We start from the raw sequence: 20,993 nt of genomic DNA, 5'->3' as shown, positions 1-20,993 counted from the left end.
CGAAAGCATCGGGAGGTGCTGAGCGTGGAGGACTGGGCGGAGATCCGTCGGTTGCACCGGGCGGAGCGGATGGCGATCAAGGCCATCTGTCGGCGGCTGGGTGTCTCGCGGAACACGGTGCGCAAGGCCTTGGCCAGTCATGAGCCGCCTCGCTATCAGCGGGCGGCGAAGGGTTCGATCGTGGATGCGGTCGAGCCGCAGATCAGGGCGTTGTTGGCCGAGTTCCCGGACATGCCGACGACGGTGATCATGGAACGGGTCGGGTGGACCCGCGGCAAGACGGTGTTCGCTGATCGGGTGCAGCAGCTGCGGCCGTTGTTCCGCCGACCCGACCCGGCGCAGCGGACGGAGTATCTGCCCGGTGAGCTGGCGCAGTGCGATCTGTGGTTCCCGCCAGCGGACGTGCCGTTGGGCTTCGGGCAGGTCGGTCGGCCGCCGGTGCTGGTGATGGTGTCCGGGTATTCGCGGTGGCTGTCGGCGGTGATGATCCCGTCGCGGCAGTCGGCGGACCTGCTGGTCGGGCACTGGACGCTGATCTCCGGGTGGGGCCGGGTGCCGAAGGCTTTGGTGTGGGACAACGAGTCCGCCGTCGGGCAGTGGCGGGGCGGCAGGCCTCAGCTGACGGAGGCGATGAACGCCTTCCGCGGGACCCTCGGTATCAAGGTGGTCCAGTGCCGGCCGGCGGACCCGGAGGCCAAGGGCCTGGTCGAGCGGGCCAACGGCTATCTGGAGACCTCGTTCCTGCCCGGACGCCGCTTCGCCTCACCGCAGGACTTCAACGTCCAGATGTCCGAGTGGTTGCTACGGGCGAACAACCGCCAGCATCGGATGCTGGGCTGCCGGCCGGCTGAGCGGTGGGACGTCGACCGGCAGATGATGCTGCCGCTGCCGCCGGTCGCGCCGGTGGTCGGCTGGCGGCAGACCACTCGGCTGCCCCGCGATCACTACGTTCGCGTGGACGGCAACGACTACTCGGTGCACCCGTCCGTGGTCGGACGGCGGGTCGAGGTCACCGCCGACGGCGACCAGGTGGCGGTGTTCTGCGACGGCCGGACGGTGGCCCGGCATGACCGCTGCTGGGCTAAGCATCAGAGCATCACCGACCCCGCCCACCGGCAAGCCGCCGCGGACCTGCGCGTCGCCGCCCAACACAAGCCGACGACCGCGGTCGACGCCCAGGTCGAACGCCGGCCGCTGAGTGACTACGACCGCCTGTTCGGCCTGGACGTTGAGGTGGCTGCGTGATGGCCGCCAAGACCAGCCGCAACGTCGCCTCGGAGATCGCGTTCCTCACCCGCGCCCTGAAGGCGCCGTCCCTGGCCGCCTCCGTCGAACGCCTGGCGGAACGGGCCCGGGCCGAGTCGTGGACGCATGAGGAGTTCCTCGCCGCCTGCCTGCAACGCGAAGTCGCCGCCCGCGAAGCCCACGGCGGTGAGGGCCGCATCCGCGCAGCGAGGTTCCCGGCCCGCAAGAGCTTGGAGGAGTTCGACTTCGACCACCAACGGTCCCTGAAGCGAGAGACGATCGCCCACCTGGGCACCCTCGACTTCGTGGCGTCGAAGGAGAACGTCGTCTTCTTGGGCCCTCCCGGCACCGGCAAGACCCACCTGTCCATCGGCCTGGGGATCCGGGCCTGTCAGGCCGGGCACCGGGTCGCGTTCGCCACCGCCGCCCAATGGGTGTCCCGCCTCGCTGACGCCCACCACGCCGGCCGCCTGCAGGACGAGCTCGTGAAGCTCGGCCGGATCCCACTGCTGATCGTCGACGAGGTCGGCTACATCCCCTTCGAAGCCGAAGCGGCGAACCTGTTCTTCCAGCTCGTCTCCAACCGCTACGAACGAGCCAGCCTGATCGTCACCAGTAACAAGCCCTTCGGCCGGTGGGGCGAAGTGTTCGGCGATGACGTAGTCGCCGCAGCCATGATCGACCGGCTCGTCCACCACGCCGAGGTCATCTCGATGAAGGGCGACAGCTACCGGCTCAAAGACCGCGACCTCGGCCGCGTCCCCGCGGCCACCAAGACCAACGACTGAACATCAACAACCAGCAAGGGGGTCAACATTCGGCCGGAACACTGGGGTTCCCCCCGGGATGTGGACACCGGGTTATGCCGCGACCTTATGCAGCGTAGTGGGTGTGAGGGTCTGTTCGTAGTCGGCGGGGCTGCGATAGCCGAGTGCGGAGTGGCGGCGTCGGTGGTTGTAGAAGGCAATCCATCGGAACACGTCGCGGCGGGCGTCGGCTTCGGTGGCCCAGCGCCGCTGGTCTACATCGAGTTCACGCTTGAGTGACGCGAAGAACGCCTCGGCCAGGGCGTTGTCGTACGACGAGCCGATCCGTCCCATCGAGCGGCGGATGCCGTGGCGGCGGCAGGCGTCGGCGAAGTCGCTGCTGCTGTATTGGGCGCCCCTGTCCGAGTGGAAGATCACGTCGTTGACCCGGCCGCCGCGGGCGGCGACCGCGGCGTCGAGAGCGTCGATGACCAGGCTGGTGCGCATGTGGGTGTTGATCGACCAGCCGATCAGGCGGCGGGTGGCGATGTCGATGACCGTGGCCAGATACAACCAGCCGCCACCGACGCGCAGGTAGGTGATGTCGCCGCACCACCGCTGGTCGGGTGCGGTAGCGGTAAAGTCCCTGCTGATCAGATCCGGCACCGGCGGCGTGGCCGGATCCGGGATGGTCGTCCGTTTACGGCGGCGCAGGTGCCGGCCCACGACATCCCGCTGCCGCATGATCCGCTCGACCCGCTTGCGGTTGACCCGCACACCCCGGTCGCGCAGTTCGACGGTCACCCGCGGCGACCCGTAGGTGCCGCCGGAGTCAGCGTGAACCGTGGTGATCTGCTCGGCCAGGGCGTCCTCGGCAGCGGAGCGTTCCTGCCGGGCGAACTCGCTGGCCGTCCAGCGGTAGAACCCGGAGCGGGACACCGCCAGGACCCGGCACAGCCGCTTGACGCCGAAGGTGGCGCGGTGGGCGGAGATGAACCGGAAGCGGCTGGTCACCGATCCATCTCCTTCGCGAAATAGGCGGCTGCCTTGCGCAGGATCTCCTTCTCCTGCCGCAGCTCAGCTACCTCACGGCGCAGGCGGGCGATCTCCGCGTCCTTGTCCGCCATCGACAACCCGTCACCCGCCGACATCGCCCCAGTCGACCTGGTGTGCTGATCTTCCTTACGGACCCAGTTCCGCAGCGTCTCGTGACTCATCCCGAGCTCACGAGCGACCTGGTTGATCGGCCGTCCTGACGAACGGACCAGGTCGACCGCGTCACGCCGGAACTCTTCCGTGTACTTCGATGGACGCCCCAACGGGGACACCCCTTCCTCTGGACCAGCGTCCAGTCTCAGGGTGTCCACATCTCAGAGGGTGGTTTGGGAGCCTTTGTCTGGTGTGGGCTTGGCGGTTCGTTGGAGGCCCTGCTGGTGGGGTTACGCCGAGGTCGTCGGCGGGGCCAGGGTGAACAGTCCGGCCTCGGGTTCGGTGAGGATCTGGCGGGCGACGAGGCGTTTGAGCTTGGCGCGGAGATTCTCGGTGTCCTTGGCGGTGGCGCCGGTGCCGAGGGCCTGGCAGATGTCCTTGGCGCGCATCGGCGCGGTCCCGGCGTGGAATACGGCAAGGATCTGTTGGTAGGCGGGGCTGGCGACGGTCGGATCAGCAGGTGCCGTCGTGTCGAGTGGGCCGCCCAGGCTCAGGAGCGTCTTGCGGGTGATGGCGAGTTCGGCGACCTCGGTCTCGGCTGCGGTGAGTTGCTCGTCGAGGGAGGCGATCTGGGTGCGGAGCCGCTCAACGGCGAGGACGGCGGCGGTTTCGCGTTCGGTGAGCAGGGTCAGCAGCGTCGGCTGGGTCACCGTTGGTAGCGCCAAGACGTGGTGGCGGTGCCGGTCAACCGACGCACCAGGTTCGCCGTCGAGGCCCACCAGGTGCGGGACACCGCCGAGGCCGGTCGGCTTTCGTACTCGCGGACCAGGCGGCGGTGCAGCATCAGCGTGCCGTGGGTCTGCTCGACCACCCACCGGCGCTTCACCGGCACGAACCCGGCGGTCGTGTCGGACCGAAGGACCTGCTCGACGTCGATACCGTTAATCGCGCCGTGGATCTGCACGTCGTCCTTGAACCCGGCGTCGACCCACGCCTTGGTCACCGTCGGGGTGTGCGCGAGGACGTTGTCCAGCAGCCGGATGCCGATCGCGTTGTCGGTGACCGACGCCGCCGTGACCACCACGGCGATGATCAACCCGAGGGCGTCGACCGCGAGGCCCCGCTTCCGGCCTGGGACCTTCTTCGCGGCGTCCTTGCCGGTCGTCGCGGCCGGGACGTGGTTCGCCGCCCGGATCGACTGGGTATCCAACACCACCGCGGTCGGATCCTCCCGACGGCCGGCCTTCTCCCGCGCCTGACACCGCAGCAGATCATGAATCACCTGGTCGGTGCCGTCATCACGCCACAGGGCAAAGTAGTAGTAGGTGGCCGACTTCGGCGGCAGGTCGTGCGGCAGGTACGCCCACTGACACCCGGTCCGGTTCTGGTAGAAGATCGCGTTCACGATCTCCCGCAACTCGTACCGACCCTGATGCCCCGACACCGACGGGTGCCGGTCCTTCCACGCCTGCAGGAACGGCCCGACCACCGCCCACTGATCATCGTTCAGGTCGCTCGGATACGCCGCACGCTCACCCATGATCGGCCCAACGCGGCCGGAGCCCTACCGGTTACGACCACGCCTCACATTCACATGCCGGCCCAAACCCACAATGGACGGAAGCTACCGAACCACCCTCTCAGGGGGAAGCCCACACAGGGGTCAAAATTCAGCCGGCGTTGACAGCCCGCCCCGGAAGACGACGAGCGTGCTCAGGGCGACGCGGGGACTGACGCAGCCGATACCTCCTTCCTGCGACGTAACCTCCCCGCACAACCTCGGCACCGCAGACGTCCCGAGCCGCCGATCGTGATCGAGAATCAAGCCGAGCGGGTGCCACGCGACGTTCGAGGTTGGTCGATAGGAGCAGCTGCGGAGCTGATGCGCGTGCTCGACAACTCCTACCCAATGCGGGCAATCTTGATCCGTACCGCGGCACGCCAACACGGTCGGCTCGAGCGAAACCAGGTATACGCGATCGCCGAATTCCCACCGGATCGAACACTGCGCGGTCTGACACGTCCCACAAACCGCATCACGGCCGCCCTCATCGAGCAAGGCCGCCTTCCCGATGAACTGGAGTATCCGTTACAGACAGGCTACGACCACGGGGTCCAAGCAACTCACTTCACCGTGCCGCCCGACCTCGTGAGGGCACTCCGAGCTCTTGGGCCACCACGAGGCATCTGACGAGGGTCCTGCTACCGGCTGAGCGGGCAGCTTGAGCGTGGTGGCTATGGGCAGCCCAGGTGGGCTATCCCTGTACGACTACACGTGTGCTATTGAAGTGCCATAGTGTTGGTAGACGGCAATATCGTATGTCGGATATTGGTTTGTGTAGATCTCGTACACGTTGTTTTCCCACGAAGCGTGATGTCTATTCGCGTTTCATGGAATTCCCGTCCCGTTGGGCGGGGATTCTTGCTGTCGTGGCGAGGAAGCTCGCCGCCGGGGTGAGCGGGTAGATCGCAGTTTCGTCCTCGAGGGTCCAGGCGTGCTGCTCACACACGACGATCATGCTGTTTGTCCGCAGGTGGGTGGCGTCTCTCACCGGGTCAGGGTTGCGCAGCGCGGGGTGGTGGCGGTGAAGTCTGCGTTCGTGGCGGATGCGGTCGAGGAGGTGGTCTTCCCGGATGTAGAGAGTCTTCGGGCGGTGGGGTGCTTTGGTGTGACTGCTGGTGTGGCCGTGGCGGCAGCGGTAGCCGGGTTGGCCGTGGACCCAGTGGGAGCCCATGGTCCTGCCGCAGACACCGCAGCACACCAGTTCGGCCAAGAGGTAGTTGCGGGGAGCGCCGTCGATTGGCGTCGGCGCGGTGTGGATCGCCTGGGCCGCGACGAACTGCTCAAACCGCCGTGTTTCCAGCCACAGCTGCAGTCGCAGCGTGGCGCCTGAGTCTCACACGTGTGGGTGAGGTGCAGATTCTCAAAAGGCTGGGCTGAGTCGGCGTGTGGCCTGCTTGGCCAGACAAGTCTGAGCGGTGCCAACGCCTTGGGCAATGGCACCGCTCGACTCTATGCGCTTCAAGGAGCGGTCGGTCTTTCTGCTGCGCTACCGCTCCACCCGTTGCTTACTCGTATACCAATGCTGCTCGAAAAATTGCGGCTATCATGGCCCAGTCCGGAGTCTCCGGTGCCGGCTCCTTCATGACATTCTTGAAAAAGCTGTCCATGGACATGGTCCAGCGGCCTGCGGAGTCAACGAAGGTGTCAGTGGAGGGGTTCGCAACCGAAAGACGCCCGTCGCGAATCTTGGCCGCGAGTCCTGTTAAGTACAGGGCAAGATCATCGCGGTTCTCAATTGCGTTTATTTCTGCATCTGGCCAGTTCATGGAATCCATTCTACCGGATCAAAGTGCGTGATAATGATAGACCGTCCTTCGTTTTTGGTCGTGAACTTCCATGCTTCGTTCGCGGCTTCCTCTGGAGTGGCCATGCGGAACGGCATTGGAATGCCCGCTTTTTGAAAGGCTACTAGCCTGCGATTGTCCAACGTGTAGATCTGTCCATCTCTTACGGTGAGGCGCACGGGAGGGAGATCTGTCGGCCTGGTGTAACCAGAGCGCAGTGCGGCTGCCGTTTGCTCGATCGTCTCCCCCGTGCTGAAGCGAGGGCTGACCGTGTCCTGTGAGAACCGTACCAGGCTCGGATTGATCGACCCACCGCAATTGTGCACAAGGATCGATGCGTTGTCGACGATCACATAATAGGTGTGAAAAGTAGCGACGGTCAGATCGTTCATCATTCTGTCGCCGGAGAAGCTTCTCGCTTCGACGACCGTCGCCATGGTCCCCGTGGAGGTCTTCAGCCTCTCGGTGGGCATGAGATCCGCAGCGGCTACCCATCCGTTGCGGCTCTCGCTCCAAATCGGGTGGTGCCCCGTTGTTTTCAGCGTGGAGAACGAGCCGTCTGCAATCAGTACAGACAGATCAGTGAGATCTTTGTCCCGATTGACGTGCACCTCGACCACGGCCTGAGGGCTTGTAGTGCCGGTTTCTGGGTTGTGAGCTAGGACTGCGTCGCCTACGGTGACTTCCGCGATCGGGCGGCTGCTGCCGTCGGCCATGAGCACGGGGGTGGCAGGGTCGAAGCTGTGTTTGGCGCAACCGGACTTCGCTGCGGGTGCGCCGCCGCCACCATTATTGGAGGGCTTCCCCCTGGTTGTTGGACCTGGTTCCTTCGTCGGCGGCTTCGGCGGCTTCGGGGCAGGGGCTTGATTGGCTGCGGACCGGGCATCCGCCTTGATGGCCGCCATTTCGCGTGCGTCGGCTGCATGGTTAATCTTGGGTGCAGGTCCAGTCGGCGCCTTTCCGACAACAGACTTTACTCTGTCGGCCATCCAGCCGACGGTGGCCTTGCAAAAGGATTTGATTTTGCAGGCCCAGTCCAGGACGGGAACAGTGGAGACTCCTGCCACCACCGCTTCGGTGTAGTTTCCTTCCTTGACGTAAATGGCCGCGTTCACCCCATCGCAGACCATTCCGACAGGCAGGAACAGCCCGCACGCTTCCAGGCTTTCATGCGTTTTTTGGCTACCGGTCTTCCTTGCGGGCCCTGCCCCGTTGTTGCCGGAGCCGCCGCCTTCGACATCTTCTTGACACGCATAGCCGTCCAACCCATGGTCACATAGGCCCGTGGGCGTATCGACCCCTCCGTACTCTGGGATGATCTCGCCGCTGGGGTCGCTGTACGTGATGGGGTTGTTGGCGGCGTAGGTGTAGGCGGGGAGTTGGCGGGGGTTGCCGGGGTCGTTGATGGGGTCGACGGAGATGAACCGGCCGATGGTCGGGTCGTACTCGCGTGCGCCCAGGTGTGTCAGGCCCGTGGGGTCCTTGAAGCCGCCGAGGAATCCCTGTTGGTTGGGCCAGGTTGGCTGTGGTCCGCGGGGCGTGCCGTATGGGGTTTGTCTGCGTTGGGTGATGGTCTGGTTGGTGTCGGTGGCGACGCTGAGCTGGCCGGTTCCCTGGTAGTCGCTGGCGAGCCAGGTGAGGCCGGTGACGGTGCGTTGGGCGATGGTCTCACCGTTGAAGGTGTAGTAGCGGGTGGCGTCGACCTGCCCGGTGCTGTTGTTTCGCCGGACCTCTTGGCCGTCGAGGAACAGGGTGCTGCCCGTGGGGTCGGTGGCGATGAGTCGGTTGCCGGAGGCGTCGTAGATGTAGGAGTTGGCGCCTGCGCTGTCGGTCAGTGTGGCCAGATGGCCTTCGGCATCCCAGGTCATCGTCTGTTGACCTGAGGGGCCGGGGCGGGTGGTCATGTTGCCGGCGTTGTCGTATGAGTAGGAGCCGGTGGTGGTGCCGGTGTTGTCCGTTCGGCTCCAGCCCAGCAGGGTGTGGGGCTGGGCGGCTTGCGGGCTCGGGTAGTTGTAGGTGGTGGTGATGGTTCCGGTCGGGGTGGCCCGCTCGGTCTGGGTCAGCCTGTTCCCGATGCGGCCCTTCGGGTCGGTGGGCGCGCCGAACGACCACTGCTGCCAGTAGGGTGCCGGCCCTCCGAGTTCCTGGTCGTTCTGGGGAGGCGTGGCGCAGTCATGGGACTCGGGTGTCCAGGCCTGGGTGAGTCGGCGTTGGTGGTCGTAGATGAAGCACTGGGTGTCGCGGGTTCCGCTGCCGGGGTTGTCGTCGATCTTTGTGAGGTTGCCGCTGGGGTCGTAGGCGTACTCGACGTTGGCGATCAGACCCGGGGACGTTGAGCGTGAGACCGAGCTGCTCTTGGCCCGACCGGTGGCTTCGTCGTAGTAGGTGGCGGACTGGAGGAACTTGGCGCCTGCCAGGGCGGTGGCCCGGGTGATGGTGTTGAGTTCGAACAGGCTGGTGTACCCGGATTGGATGGCGTAGTAGCTGGCATCGCCGTAGTCGGTGGCCAGCTGGTTGGGCATGCCGTAGGTCGTGTCGTACTTGTGGGTCAGGACCTCTTGGCTCAGTCCGCCAGCTGCGGGAAGCGTGAGGTTGTTGAGCGCGCCGCTGGCCTTGAACGTGGCCTTGTTGACGAAGCTGCAGGTCGTGGCACCGATGCCGCAGAAGCCTGCCTGCGAGGCTGGGAGGGTGAGCTTGTTCTGCGTCGGCCGGTAGAGCTTGTCGACGGTGACGGTCTCGTCGCGGTACTCGTCCGTGCCGATGAACCGGGAGGCCGACTTGACGACGCCCTTGACCGGCGAATCGTAGGTGTATCCGATGCGCTTCTGGCCGGTGAGGCTGCCCTCGCGGACGGTCTCGAGCCGGCCAACCTGGTCGTAGGTGCGGTACAGGTCCGGCGTGTCGGGCCGGGAGTCGGTGGTCTTCTCCAGATCACCGTACGTGTTGTACGACATGGTGGAGGTGCCCTGGTCGGGGTCGTTGACCGAGACCGGGCGGCCCTGGATGTCGTAGGTGTAGGACCAGGTGTTCCCCGAGGCGTCCGCGACGGTGCTCAGCTGGCCGGTGGGGTGGTAGGTGTAGCTGGTCTCGTCATAGGTGCCGGTCGCCGTGTGGCTGTGGTACTGCCAGAGCTTCTCGACGCGACCCTGGACGTCGGTCCAGGTGGTGACGGCCGCCTCGCCCTGCGCGGGTTCGGTGGTGGTGTGGTCTCCGTGGTAGGTGATCGAGGTGCGGGACTTCTCAACCTGAAGCCCGTTCTGGCCGGCGAGCAGGAGAGAGTGCAGCGGTCGCCCCGCGACGTCGAAGAGAGTCTGGGTCTGACTGGGGACGTCGTAGTCGTTGCCGAGGCGGATCTCGGTGAGGTCGACCGGACTGCTGTTCCAGTAGGCCGAGTTCGCCTTGTAGATCCGGCCGGCGGCGTCGTAGAAGGTGTCGGTGAGGATCCTGCCAGCGCCGTACGCCGGTTCCTGGGTCTGCCTGCCGCGTCCGAGGCCATCGAGCAGGACGTGGGAAGTGTCGTATCCGCCGTTGGCGTTGAGGGACTCGGTCGTGATCGTGGATGGCTGGGTCTTGCGCAGTTGGTAGCTGTAGCGGGTCGATGGCGCGGAGGGGTTCGCGGTGCGATCGCGGTCCGCTAGCCAGACAGCGGTGTTGCGACCCATCGCGTCGTAGGTGTATTCGGTGATCCGCAGGTTGGGGTCGGTCGCCTTGATGGGGAGCCCGAGGACCGGGTCGAGGTCGACGATGTCGCTCCACAACAGCGGATTCTTCGTCTCCACCTTGGTGACCGGACCGTCGAGGAGCGGGGTGTAGGTAGTGGTGGTGGTCTGCCCCGCGACGTCGGTGGACTCTGTCATGCGACCGCGGGCGTCGTAGGCGGCCGTGGATTTCTGCTGGTAGGTGCGGGTGCCGCCGCTGAAGCCGGTGATGGCTTCGGTCTTGGTAGGCAGCCCCTTGGTCGGGGTGGTGCCGTAGGCGAGTGTGTCGAAGCTGAACTTCGTGTCGGCGGTGATCTGGCTTGCGGCGGTCGGCGTGGTGGCGCAGGTGCCGATCCAGCCGTGGGTGCGCTTGACCGGAGTCAGGAGCCAGTTCGTGCCCGTGGTGTTGCGGGCGTACTCGGTCTGTACGCAGGCCTCGTCGCCGGTCTTGTCGTCGTCGCCGTTGTCCTGGACGGTCGTCGGCATGCCGTAGTCGCCGTAGGTGGTCGTCGTGCTGGCTCGGCGGACGCCGGTGTCGGTGGTGGCCCGGCTGTGGACGGTGGTGACTCGGCTGTAGCGGGCCTCGGCGATCGGGGTGCCCGCGCGGGTCGCGGTGGCGGCCGATCGCCACATGTCGTTGACGGTGGCGGCCAGCACGGTGCTACCGAGCCAGCTGATCTGTTCCCGTGGGGTGCCGGCGTAGTGGTCGTAGTCGTTGACGGCTCCGCCTTCGAGACCTTCGACGGTGCTGGTTCGGGTGCCGCCGCCGGCGAGTTTGTCGCCGTACATGCCCCGGTAGTAGAGCGTTTCGGTCTTGACGCGGTTGGTGCCTTCACCGACGTAGGTGGTGACCTTCGGGTAGCCGCGCCACTGTGACCAGCTCTTGCGGTTGTCCGGGGCGAGGCCGTTGTCCTCGTCGTAGTGCCACAGCGGCTGGTTGCCCGGGTTGCTGTACTCGTAGCTGGTGCGCAGCGGTCGGGCCCCGCCGATGGGGTCGATCTGCTGGACCTCACGGACGACGTACTTGTGGAAGTAGTCGGTGATGGGGTCGGTGAAAGCCGGTGGGGTCCACCGGACCGGGTAGCAGAGCAGGGTGTTGCTGTCCAGGGCGCTGGCCGACGGCATCGTTCCGCCCTTGGCACATTGGCGGTCGCTGTAGGTGACGAAGATCTGCCCGCCGGTCTCGAGCGTGATCAGGTTGACCCGGTGCCAGTTCATGGCCAGCGCCCAGTCCGAGCCGGTGGCGTCGACCCGGTTCTGCATCTGGATGCCCTCGAAGGTCACCTCGGGGGCGAGGACCGCCTTGGTGTCGTCATTCGGCGTGGTGATCAGCGCGGGGTCGTTCAGGCCGCGGTGGGTGATGCCTTCCAGCCACAGGCCGGCGCGGGTGCCGTCACCGGGGTCGGGGAACGACTGGCGCAGCGTCCAGGAGTCGGCAGGCTGGTACTTCGACAGGGCGACCTTCCACACGGAGGTGGTGATCACCGTCGTCCGCTTGGCCGACCAGAAGGTGGGTGAGCCGTTCTGGCAGGGGTTCGTGGAGGCGGTGCACTCCTGGTCCCAGGGGGTGTCCGGCCAGGTGGTGTCGTTCTTGGTCGTGCAGTTGGCCAGGCAGCGGTCGGCGTAGGTGAAGGCCACCCGCATCGGCGCGTTCTGGACGTACGGGGATGCCGCGGCGTACTCGGTGTTGTCGCGGTTGTCGGTGCCGTAGTCGATGCGGGTGAGGTAGCCCGCCCGGTCGTATGCGACGGGCGTCGAGGATGCCTTGTTCTTGGCGTAGTAGTTGGTCTCCTTGCTCCACCACAGGGACATGGTGTTGCCGTGGACGTCCTGGACGTAGTCCAGGTTCCAGCGCCACGCCTGCCGCTTGCCGCCGCACTCGGACGCGGCGAAGGTGCTCTGATGGCACGGCTCGCCGGGGTTGTTGCCGTACACCGGGACGGTCAGCACCGAGTTGGTCGTCGGGCGCGAGGTGCTCCAGCCCGGCAATTGGTGGCGACCGAACCAGTACTGGGTGCCATCGGCGGTGGTGACCTTCCAGTACTCGTTGTCGTCGTCGCCGTTGTTGTAGACCGGGGAGGTCAGCAGCTCGATCTTGGAGCCGTCCTCGCGGCGGGGATGCCACTTGCCGTCGCTGCCCTTGAGCAGTTCGACCGACGACCCACCGAGGGACATGACGGCGTTGTCGGGCCCCCAGCACAGGTCTCCGGTCTTGACGGTGTTGTTCGCGCCGGAGCTGTCCATGTCGTCGGCGCACGCCTTGTACTGCCGCTCGATGAATCCCGGCGAGTAGTCGAAGCCCTCACCGATCATCCCCGGCTGGTTGTTCGTCGCCGCCTGCCTGCCGTCGACCGCCTGTGAGGAGTACGACAGGGCGAGGCTCGGGGCGGGGCCGCCCGGGCCGGGTGGGGTCCTCATCGGGTAGGACCAGTTGAAGCCACCAGTGGAGCCACCATGGCTCCACGAGGACGACGGCGCGAGGCTCGACGCGGTGAAGCTTCCGGCACCACCGGACGGGCCCGCCATCAACGCGATCAGCGTCCCGCTCGTCGCGCTGCCCGGGACCGTCCCGTAGCGCTTCGCATCCGCTCTCGACATAGCGGGTCGGATCGGCCCCGCCGGCACCGACGCCGACACGGTGCGGTCTCGCACGGCGTTGCGGGACTCGAGCGGCGTCACGAGGCAGTTCTTGGCCTCCGGTGAGGTCAGCGCGCACTCGGGCACGCGCACGAGGCGTACCCGCGATGACCAGTCGGCGCCGAACGCACTGGCGAAAGTCGAGTAGTCGACCGTCACCTCGACCTGGCCGTCCGACTGCCCGCCGTCGGTCCGTCCCACCCGGATGAGCAGGCCACCACGCAAGCCAGCCCTCTCCGCAGTGGCCTGGGGCAGCACCTGGACCCGCACCTTGCCCGGAACTGCCGCCGCCGGACGGCGTGCCGAGTCGGAGCCCGATGGTGCGATCGCCACCGGAAGCGATCCGGCACGGACCGGCTTCGAGGTGGTTGCCCGCGCTTCGGTCGCAGGTAAGGTCACTTCGGCGGTTCCCGCCACCGGCCACACCGGCGAGGGGCGTTGGATCTTGTTGGGGGCGGCCTCAGCGTCCGGCGCCGGCTTCGCGGTCCTGACCGGGTGAACGGGCACAGACTCGTAGCGCTGCGGCTTGAGTAGTTCGGCAGTGGCCTCTGGTCGCGCCTGCGCCGGGATCTGCCCGCCGACCGTCGCCAAGGCCATGGCGAGCACGATCACCGCAGCGGTCAGTGGGCGTCGGGGCAACAGAGGGGGAACGTGTGGTCGGTGCCGGACCGGGTGTATCGGCCGGCGGGGTCTGACGGTGGCCATGATGTCCTTTCGCCTGAAGGGCTGCGCGCCGTGCTGGTATCCACGGCGGTGGGTGAGAGCCGGGAGCCGGGGCGCGCCTCGTCTGCCCCTGCTGACCAAAGCCGCATGGCAGTCGTCGTTCGCCCGACTTCGCCGGAGATGGGGTCAGTGCGGCAGGCCTTCCGCCGACGAGCTGGGGCCAACCGGGCAGGACGTGTGCGACCCTGCCGCCCGGCCGTATCGCTGCCTTCTGCACCGCTACGGCCGGGCGGCAGGTGTCCACGTGTCAGGCCAGGTGGCTCAGCCCTCGTTCATGTCGGTGAGGATGTCGCCGTCGGACAGCAGCCCCTGCCAGGCACGGACCCGGTCGACGGTGCCGCCGTTGACGAAGTAGGAGCTCTTCGCCTTGCCGACGTGGAACACCGACGAGCTGTTCCAGGTGACGGTGTTGCCTCGGCTGCCTTGTAGGACGCCGTTGACGTACAACCTGAGCTCTCTGGCGGTGGCGTCGTACCGGGCTACGACGTGCGTCCACGTGTCCAGCTGTGCCGGGTTGACGGAGACGACGTACTGCCAGGTCGCGGTGCCGGTGTCCACTGACGGGATCGTGATGCACCACTTGTCGGTGGGCTCGTCGTACATCAGGTAGAAGGCGGCGCGTGTGGCGCCGTCCTGCGCCAGGACCGCCTGGTGGTCGGCCGTGGTGACCTTGACCCACGCGGCGACGGTGAACGACTGGTCGGTGCGAAGGACGGATGCTGCGGTGTCCGCGGAGCCAGGGCTGCCGTTGACCAGCAGGCCGGTCGAGCCGTTGTATCCGCCTTCCAGGGCCCAGTCAGTGGCGGGGGCGTCGGCCAGGGTCAGTGGGCGCTGGTATCCCGATGCGTCGCCCTCCTGTCGGGGTGCCTCGGTGTCGACGTCCTCCATGTCCCAGGCTCCGACCTTGACAGCCGCGACCAGCGGCGCGAGGTCGAGCTCCGGGTCGATGACGCGGTCCCACACTGACACCTCGCTGATCGCGCCGTTCCAGTGCGCCACATCGGTGCTGTTCCAGCGTTCACGGCCGAGGGTGATCGTGCCGCCGGCGTTGAAGGTCCGGGGAACCGTGCCGCTGCTGACCTTCGTGCCGTTGACGTAGAGCAGCAGCTTGCCGCCGGCTGCGTCATACACGCCGGCCACGTGGGTCCACACGCCCGTGACCGCCACCGGCCCGAAGATGTTCGTGAAGGCGGTGCCCCCGAGGTTCTCCTCCATGACCCCGAACGTCCAGCGGTTGTCGCCCCACTTGCGGAGCATGAACGAGTCGGTGGCGCTAGCGGGAGACCCCGCGATCTCCATCAGCCCATCGGCGTCGGGCCGCACCCAGGCGGCGACCGAGTAGCTTCGGGACGTGTCCAGGCCCACGTTGGCGCTCGCGTAGTCGTTCACACCGTCGAACTTGACTGCCCAGTCCTTGCCGCGGGACTTGTGCGTGCCGGTGATCCGCGAGTCGGTCCAGGTGGGCCCGTTGGTCAGGGTTGCGGAAGCCCCGCTGACCTCCGCGGGTGGGGCCAGCGAGGTCCCTGTTCCCTCGTCCATCGCCCAATGCGCCTTTGGCAGGGAAGCGATGTTGACGAGGAAGTTGTAGTCCAGTGCGCCACTGGGGTTCCCGGCCTGGTCGCGACTCACGACGGTCAGCACGTTGTTGCCAATGAGCTCCGGGGTGATCCACACAGTTGCCGAGCCGCCGACTGTGGGTGCCGTGACGATGGACTCGGCGCCACCGTTGAGGCGGTACACGTAGTCGTAGACGCCCGTGGCCCCGTTCGGCGAGAAGGTGAACCGCCCCGAGTATCCGATCCCGCCCTGGGCGTCCACGTTCGTGCCCAAGGGCGGGGACGCCGGGTACAGGCCGTCGGCGGTTGTTACGGCCGGGACAGCCTCGGGCGATGACGTGTCGATGTCGAGCTCACACCACGGTGACGCGCCCGAGCTGCCGCCGAGGGTGTCCTTGGTCTGCACCTGCCACCGGTAGCGGTCCCCGTTCGCGGTGCTCACGGTGAACTGCACCTCGGCCTTGGCCCCGGGCGCGACGCCGGAGTCGGTCTTTGGCCAGCCCGTCGCCGCCGCCCACGTGCTGGTCGTCGCATTCCACTTCTGCACGGTGAAGACGCCCGAGAGGCTGCCGCCGTTACTGCCGTCGGGGTCCGTCAGCGTCGCCTTCAGCCAGGGCGCGGAGGAGTTGATCACGGGACGGGAGGCGCCCGTGACGCAGGCTTTCGCGGGGGCGGTGTACCCGGTGTGGGTGGTCATCTGCCCGGCGGTCGCTGTGGTGGGGCTGGTGTTGTACTCCACCGTCAGCTTCGTCATCGCCGGGTCGAACTTCTTCCACCAGTTGCTGGTGGTCTCGGAGGTGCCGTCGGACTGGCGGGTGGACAACGCCAGGGTGTAGTTGTCCTGGCCGATCGCCGCGACGACATCGTTCTTCAGGTTGGTGCTGGTGAACTCCATGGGCATGTCCGGCTGCGGGTCATTGGGACAGCTCGGGGCGGCGGGCGGCTTGTGGGCGTGTCCCGACCGCTGTTCCAGCCACAACGCCAGGTTCGGCCCGTCCCACGTCTGCTTGCCCGAGGTGGCGAGATCAGCCGACCGCCACAGGTTGACCGGGGTGTTGGCGCAATCCCACGAATGAGTCATCTCGGTCAGGAACTTCACCGACCGGATCGCCTTGCCGGACAGGCTCGTCAGGTTGAACCGGAAGAAGGACCGGAAGGTCCCCGCGCCGGTCGGCTCCTTGCCCACCCGGGCGACGCCGTCGTCCCGCGTCAGGTTCTCCGAGCCCGTGTAACCCCACTTCGCCTTGTTGACGGTCGTCCAAGGATCGATGACGACCGGGTACACGGTGTCTGGCCCCCGAAGCAGGTCCAGGTCCGGCCGGATCACCAGATCCGTACCCTCTATGCCGGTCGGCAACTCGGCCTGTTCAGCTAGATCCGGGGCAGCGCGAACGACGTCACGCTGCTGTTGCGCCGCAGCGGCCTTCGCCGCCTGCGTCGTCGCCCCACCGTTCGTGGACGAGTCCCACATCAGGGCGTTACCGCTCGACAGGACTACTACGCCAGCTCCGTTGACCACCTCGAACCCACCGCCGCTGCGGTCACGCGCGGTCAACCCGGGCGTGTTCAACGGCATGCGAAGCTCCTGGAGCGCAGAATTGGCCGCTGCCTCAGCGGACTTCACCACCACGGCCCAGGTGAACCCGTCCGCCAGTGCCCGTACCCGAAGGTCGACCTCTGGCCACACCGACTCGTACACGGCCGTGTCGCCCTCCAACCGAGGAGCGGGCAACTGGCCAGGCCAGCCGAGGCTCACCTCGCTGCTGTCGCCGATCGGCAGCCGCACGGCCGGAGTGGCACCACCAGTCGAGAAGGTAACTCCGGCCAGCGTCGCCACGGGGGCGACCCCACGGTCAACCGTCATCCGCAGGGTCGTGTCGATCTGCCGCCACGCACCGTCGGTCCCGCGGGTCCAGCGAGGAGTCGCGTAGGACTCCAACAGCAGCGATCCTTCCGGAGTCGCCAAGACCCGCGACAACTCCGACCTCAAGTCCGTGACCTCCACAGGCGAGCCCGAACGCTCCGCCGCCGCCAACGCCAACGCCTCGGCTGACGTGGCCGCCGAAGTGGTCTCCGCTGCCACCGCCGGTGCCGGCGTCGCCGAGACCTGAACACTCACCGCCGCACTGCCAGCGACAACAGCGGCTGTCAGCCCCCATGCCGTTCTGCGGACACGCGTCATCGACCAACGACGTCGCACGTCGCCTCCCCAAGATTGAATTCGACTGAAGCTAAGGCTCGACACCCTTCGCGTCAACACCCTTACTGCGTGTAACGGTGCGTAATGTGAGTGGTGCTCATATGCGGCATGTGGTCTTGATTCTGCTGTCGGTGAGTGATCGCCTGGCCTGGCAGCTCCCGGCCGAGGAAGAAGCCCGGTGCCGCGAAGGGCGAGGAGGGCGAGAGCGACTCGGGGCTGAACAACCAAGATCGACGGGCCAGGGCTGCCTCGGTTGGCCATGGCGTCACGCGGCCAAGTCCTGTTCGCTGGCGTGGTCTTCCAGCGGATCGTTCCGGTGCCGCACCAACGCGCGGCGGAAGGCTTGCGATACTCTGCGCCGACAACTGCTTCGGAAAGCGGCGCACATGATGGTAAGACCGTCGATCGACGGCGCACGTCACACTGCGAGACTCGGCATCCTCGTCGCGGTGGCCCTGCTGGGCACAGTCGGGTGTTCGCGCTCTGCGGACACCGTCGAGTCGCGGACCTCCACCCAGCCTTCGCCCAGCTTCAGTCCTGCGGCGATGCGACTCGACAAGCCGGAGAAGCTGCTCGGACGCTGGAACGAATCAGTCGATCGACGACTGATCGGGCTGGCCGAGAAGAACATGGGCTTCTTCAAGACCTTCGTCCAGGGAGAGCCGACCAGTGCAGTAGGCACCGCCTACGTGGTGGCGAAGGAGCGCCGATCTCCCGAACGCGGGATCTATCGCGATGACGACCGGTTCATCCTTCTCAGTGGGGTGTCCGGAACCGTCACCGCTCCGGATGCCGTGTTGGACGCGGTGTTCGCCGGACTGACGGCTGTCGACGAGGTAAAGCCTGTCCCGTCCGGTCCGCTCGGAGGGAAGGCCCGGTGCGGCGTCGGACGGAGCAAGGACGTCCGCATCGATGTCTGTGTCTGGGCATCCGCACAGACCCTCGGCATGATCCATTTCGCTGGTCTCACCCAAGCCGACGACCCAGGAGAGAAGTTCAGGCAGATCCGCTCACAGACTGAGCACGCAGCAGGGTAGAACGGTCGGCGGCCTTTCGGACGCCGAGCAGTCACTGATACCCGGCGCCGATGGGTGCAGGGGTGCGGGCCGACTTCGCCCTCGCCATCCTCAGTCGGCGTGGTCGTGCCGTGCTCACACTCCAACGAGGCGCTGTATACACCGGCACCAGGCCCGGGGCGGTGCTCTACGACGTCGTGGAGGGTTACTACGAACCCGTTTCATCTCCGGTCACCGAACCCGATTCGATTCGGTAATCCGTGTCGGATCCCCTGCCGGGCCCGCCGCCGCAGCCGTGCAGGGCAGGGCAGCGGAGACTGGAGCATGGCCGACCACCGGCCTGCGCCACCCCTACCCACGCCACGGGGGCTCGCTGCTCTACGGCTCCCCACTGACGAGTGCGTCGCCGACTACGGAAGCGTCCTGATTGTGGTCGCCAGCGGTGACAGTCCCTGCTGCCATATGCACGTGATGGTGGGCCCGCGGCGGCAGGCTGGACGGCAAACGTCCGTGACCACGAGAGTGAGGGGGCGATGTCCGGGCACCTGGCGCGCAATCTGAGCCGAACGCTCTGCCGGGAGTTCGTCGATCCGGTTATGGCAGAGTACCGCCTGGTAAGCGGGGCGGGCCACGTCTACCGCCGGGTCGAAGACGACGGGGATGCTCTCGTCGTGGAGTTCCAGCGTTCCTCATCGTCAACGAGGAACGCCTATCTCTTCTACGTCAACGTGGCTGTCGTGCCGTATCCGTGGTTGCTTCACATGCGAAGCGATTCGAGGGCGACCGACGCCGAACTGCCGGAAGTGACGGAGGGCTTGGTTCGAACCCGGTTGGCCAAGCCGAACTCGCTCTGGACCTTGCCGCGTGAGGAGATGCTCCGCATCCTGACCAGTGGCAGGGTCCCCGCGGGGATCGACTCCGGCGACCACTCCCTGTGGTCGCTCGATTCCCCTCAGGCGGTAATCGAGAAGGGGGCCACGTTGCGCACCTTGTTGGCGGAGAAGATCGCGGAGTTCGCTCCGCTGCTGGACCGCGGTGTTCTCAAGGATCGGCTCCGGTCAGGCGCCACGCTGCCAGGTTACTGTCCCCGCGACGCAGCGCTCGCTGTCCTTCTCGCCGACGAAGGACCCAGCGCAGAGTTGGACGGTGTGCTGAGCCGCTTGGACGATCCCGACTTCTCGTCCTTCGTCGACTGGGTTCGACGGTACGCAGCCAGAGCCGAGTCTCAATGACGGAGGCAGGGGCGCGGCTCTCCGGCCGCGCCCCTGCGCCATGGCAACCGCGATCCAGTTGCCGGGGAGGACGGTTCGCAGAGTTAAGAAGCCCGCCCGGGGTTGACCCCAGACAGATTCTCCTCCTGGTGGGGACGGGAGGTGTCGGTCCCGGCGGTGGGGGAGTAGGCGCGGTGGGACCTGGCGGCAATCTGTCGGTCCCCCCGTTTACCCCCCGAAAACCCCGGCCAGGCGTTGACGAACAGTGACAAGAAGAGGCGAGTGCATGGCCGCATCTGTGCAGCTCAGCGCCTATTCTTGCCAAGCAGTGACAAGCTTGCGATAGCTACGTTCCGTAACAAGGGGTCGTCGGTTCGAATCCGGCCGTCCCGACAGCACGAAAAGATGCCGTCAACCGGGGCTTATGCCCTGGTCAACGGCCTCTAACTCGTATTAGAGCGGTAGAGATTTCCTGATCTAGTGCCTTGTCACGCAGCTTTGAACGGGTAATCCGTGTGGCGGATCTTGGAGTTGATCGCGAACCCGGATTTCGGTCGGGCGTGTTGGTTGCGCCAGCGGATGTAGGCGCCGATGGCGGCGCCCTGCTCGGGGTGGCTGCGGTGGTCGGTGCCGTTGAGGGCGAAGTAGCGCACGGCGGCGAACTCGGCCTCGATCCGGTTCAGCCAGGACGCGTACGTCGGCAGGAACACCAGGTCGACCTGGTTGGCGGTGCACCAGGCGCGGACCTCGGGGTGCTTGTGCGGGGAGAAGTTGTCCAGGATCAGGTACAGGTGTTGGTCGGGCCAGCGGCGGCGCAGGGTCTTGAGGAAGGCCAGGAACTCGCGCCACCGTTTGCGGTCGCGGATGCGGTAGTGCAGCTTGCCGATGGCCAGGTCAAGGGCGGCGATCATGTGCCGTACGCCCTGGTCACGCCGGTAGGTGGCGCGTAGTCGCACCGGGTGTCCGACGCCTCGCCATGCGCGGCCGGGGCGGGGTTGCAGGTTGAGTGGCCCGAACTCGTCGACGCAGAGCACCCCGCCGTCGGCGGGTGGGTGGTCGTAGAGGTCCAGGACCCGGCGCATCTTGGTGGTGAAGTCGGGGTCGGTGCTGGCCTTCCACGTCTTGGTGGCCTGCCACGAGATCCCGCGTCCGTGCAGGATCCGGCGGACGCTCTCGACGCTGATCGTGGTGACGTGACCAGCCGCCACGAGGTAGTCGCGCAGCTTGGTCAGGGACCAGCAGGAGAAGGGTTGGCCGAGGAAGCGGGGGTCGCACCGGGCGATGACGCAGATCCAGTCTCTGGTCTGCTCATCGATCCGTCTCGGTGCGCCCCCGTTCCATTCTGGGTTCAGGGCGTCGAACCCCCGATCGTTGAACGCGTGGATCACGTCGCGGACGTAGTCCTCGCTGGTCTGACTCAGCACCGACGGATTACACGATCAACGTTCAAAGACGAGGCACTAG

Annotated in this window: 10 protein-coding genes and 1 pseudogene; 4 read left to right on the top strand and 7 right to left on the bottom strand. The window is 66.5% G+C overall.

Annotated features, from left to right (window positions below; all coding sequences use genetic code 11):
* Nucleotides 1–15 precede the first annotated feature (15 nt).
* Together istA and istB are read left to right on the top strand one after the other, a co-directional pair.
* Complete coding sequence (gene istA, locus O7633_RS06605; RefSeq protein ID WP_282326792.1) at nt 16–1,245, top strand: IS21 family transposase; 1,230 nt, start codon at nt 16–18, stop codon at nt 1,243–1,245.
* Nucleotides 1,245–2,033 (top strand): IS21-like element helper ATPase IstB, encoded by a 789-nt coding sequence (gene istB / locus O7633_RS06600; protein ID WP_178062895.1) that lies wholly within the window; start codon nt 1,245–1,247, stop codon nt 2,031–2,033. Before istA ends, istB begins: the two co-directional genes overlap by 1 nt.
* A gap of 72 nt (nt 2,034–2,105) precedes the next feature.
* Here the strand turns inward: istB and O7633_RS06595 are convergent.
* The 6 genes and pseudogenes from O7633_RS06595 to O7633_RS06570 form a co-directional block, all read right to left on the bottom strand.
* Nucleotides 2,106–3,310 (bottom strand): annotated as a pseudogene (locus tag O7633_RS06595) (IS3 family transposase).
* Nucleotides 3,311–3,430: 120 nt separating this feature from the next.
* Entirely contained in the window at nt 3,431–3,850 is a 420-nt protein-coding gene (locus tag O7633_RS06590; protein WP_043960814.1) for a hypothetical protein, read from the bottom strand.
* Entirely contained in the window at nt 3,847–4,680 is an 834-nt protein-coding gene (locus tag O7633_RS06585; protein WP_229406985.1) for an IS5 family transposase, read from the bottom strand. Before O7633_RS06585 ends, O7633_RS06590 begins: the two co-directional genes overlap by 4 nt.
* A gap of 1,529 nt (nt 4,681–6,209) precedes the next feature.
* Nucleotides 6,210–6,470: a hypothetical protein gene (locus O7633_RS06580; protein ID WP_282326790.1), complete on the bottom strand. Its 261-nt coding sequence runs from the start codon at nt 6,468–6,470 to the stop codon at nt 6,210–6,212.
* Nucleotides 6,467–13,435, bottom strand: a complete 6,969-nt coding sequence (locus tag O7633_RS06575) for an RHS repeat-associated core domain-containing protein (RefSeq protein WP_282326788.1) — start codon at nt 13,433–13,435, stop codon at nt 6,467–6,469. Before O7633_RS06575 ends, O7633_RS06580 begins: the two co-directional genes overlap by 4 nt.
* 372 nt (nt 13,436–13,807) lie before the next feature.
* Nucleotides 13,808–17,041: a LamG domain-containing protein gene (locus tag O7633_RS06570; RefSeq protein WP_282326787.1), complete on the bottom strand. Its 3,234-nt coding sequence runs from the start codon at nt 17,039–17,041 to the stop codon at nt 13,808–13,810.
* Between the two features lie 710 nt (nt 17,042–17,751).
* On the opposite strand from O7633_RS06570, the gene O7633_RS06565 reads away from it, so the two are divergent.
* Nucleotides 17,752–18,339, top strand: a complete 588-nt coding sequence (locus O7633_RS06565; RefSeq protein ID WP_282326785.1) for a hypothetical protein — start codon at nt 17,752–17,754, stop codon at nt 18,337–18,339.
* A gap of 512 nt (nt 18,340–18,851) precedes the next feature.
* Complete coding sequence (locus O7633_RS06560) at nt 18,852–19,550, top strand: hypothetical protein (RefSeq protein ID WP_278136101.1); 699 nt, start codon at nt 18,852–18,854, stop codon at nt 19,548–19,550.
* Between the two features lie 467 nt (nt 19,551–20,017).
* Here O7633_RS06560 and O7633_RS06555 read toward each other — a convergent pair whose 3' ends face one another.
* Nucleotides 20,018–20,953: an IS630 family transposase gene (locus tag O7633_RS06555; protein ID WP_282326783.1), complete on the bottom strand. Its 936-nt coding sequence runs from the start codon at nt 20,951–20,953 to the stop codon at nt 20,018–20,020.
* Nucleotides 20,954–20,993: the final 40 nt, after the last annotated feature.

It is taken from the genome of Micromonospora sp. WMMD712 (assembly GCF_029581295.1).
GTDB lineage: Bacteria > Actinomycetota > Actinomycetes > Mycobacteriales > Micromonosporaceae > Micromonospora > Micromonospora carbonacea.
The sequence above is the reverse complement of the archived record's forward strand: the minus strand, read 5'-3'. Positions and strand labels throughout refer to the sequence as shown.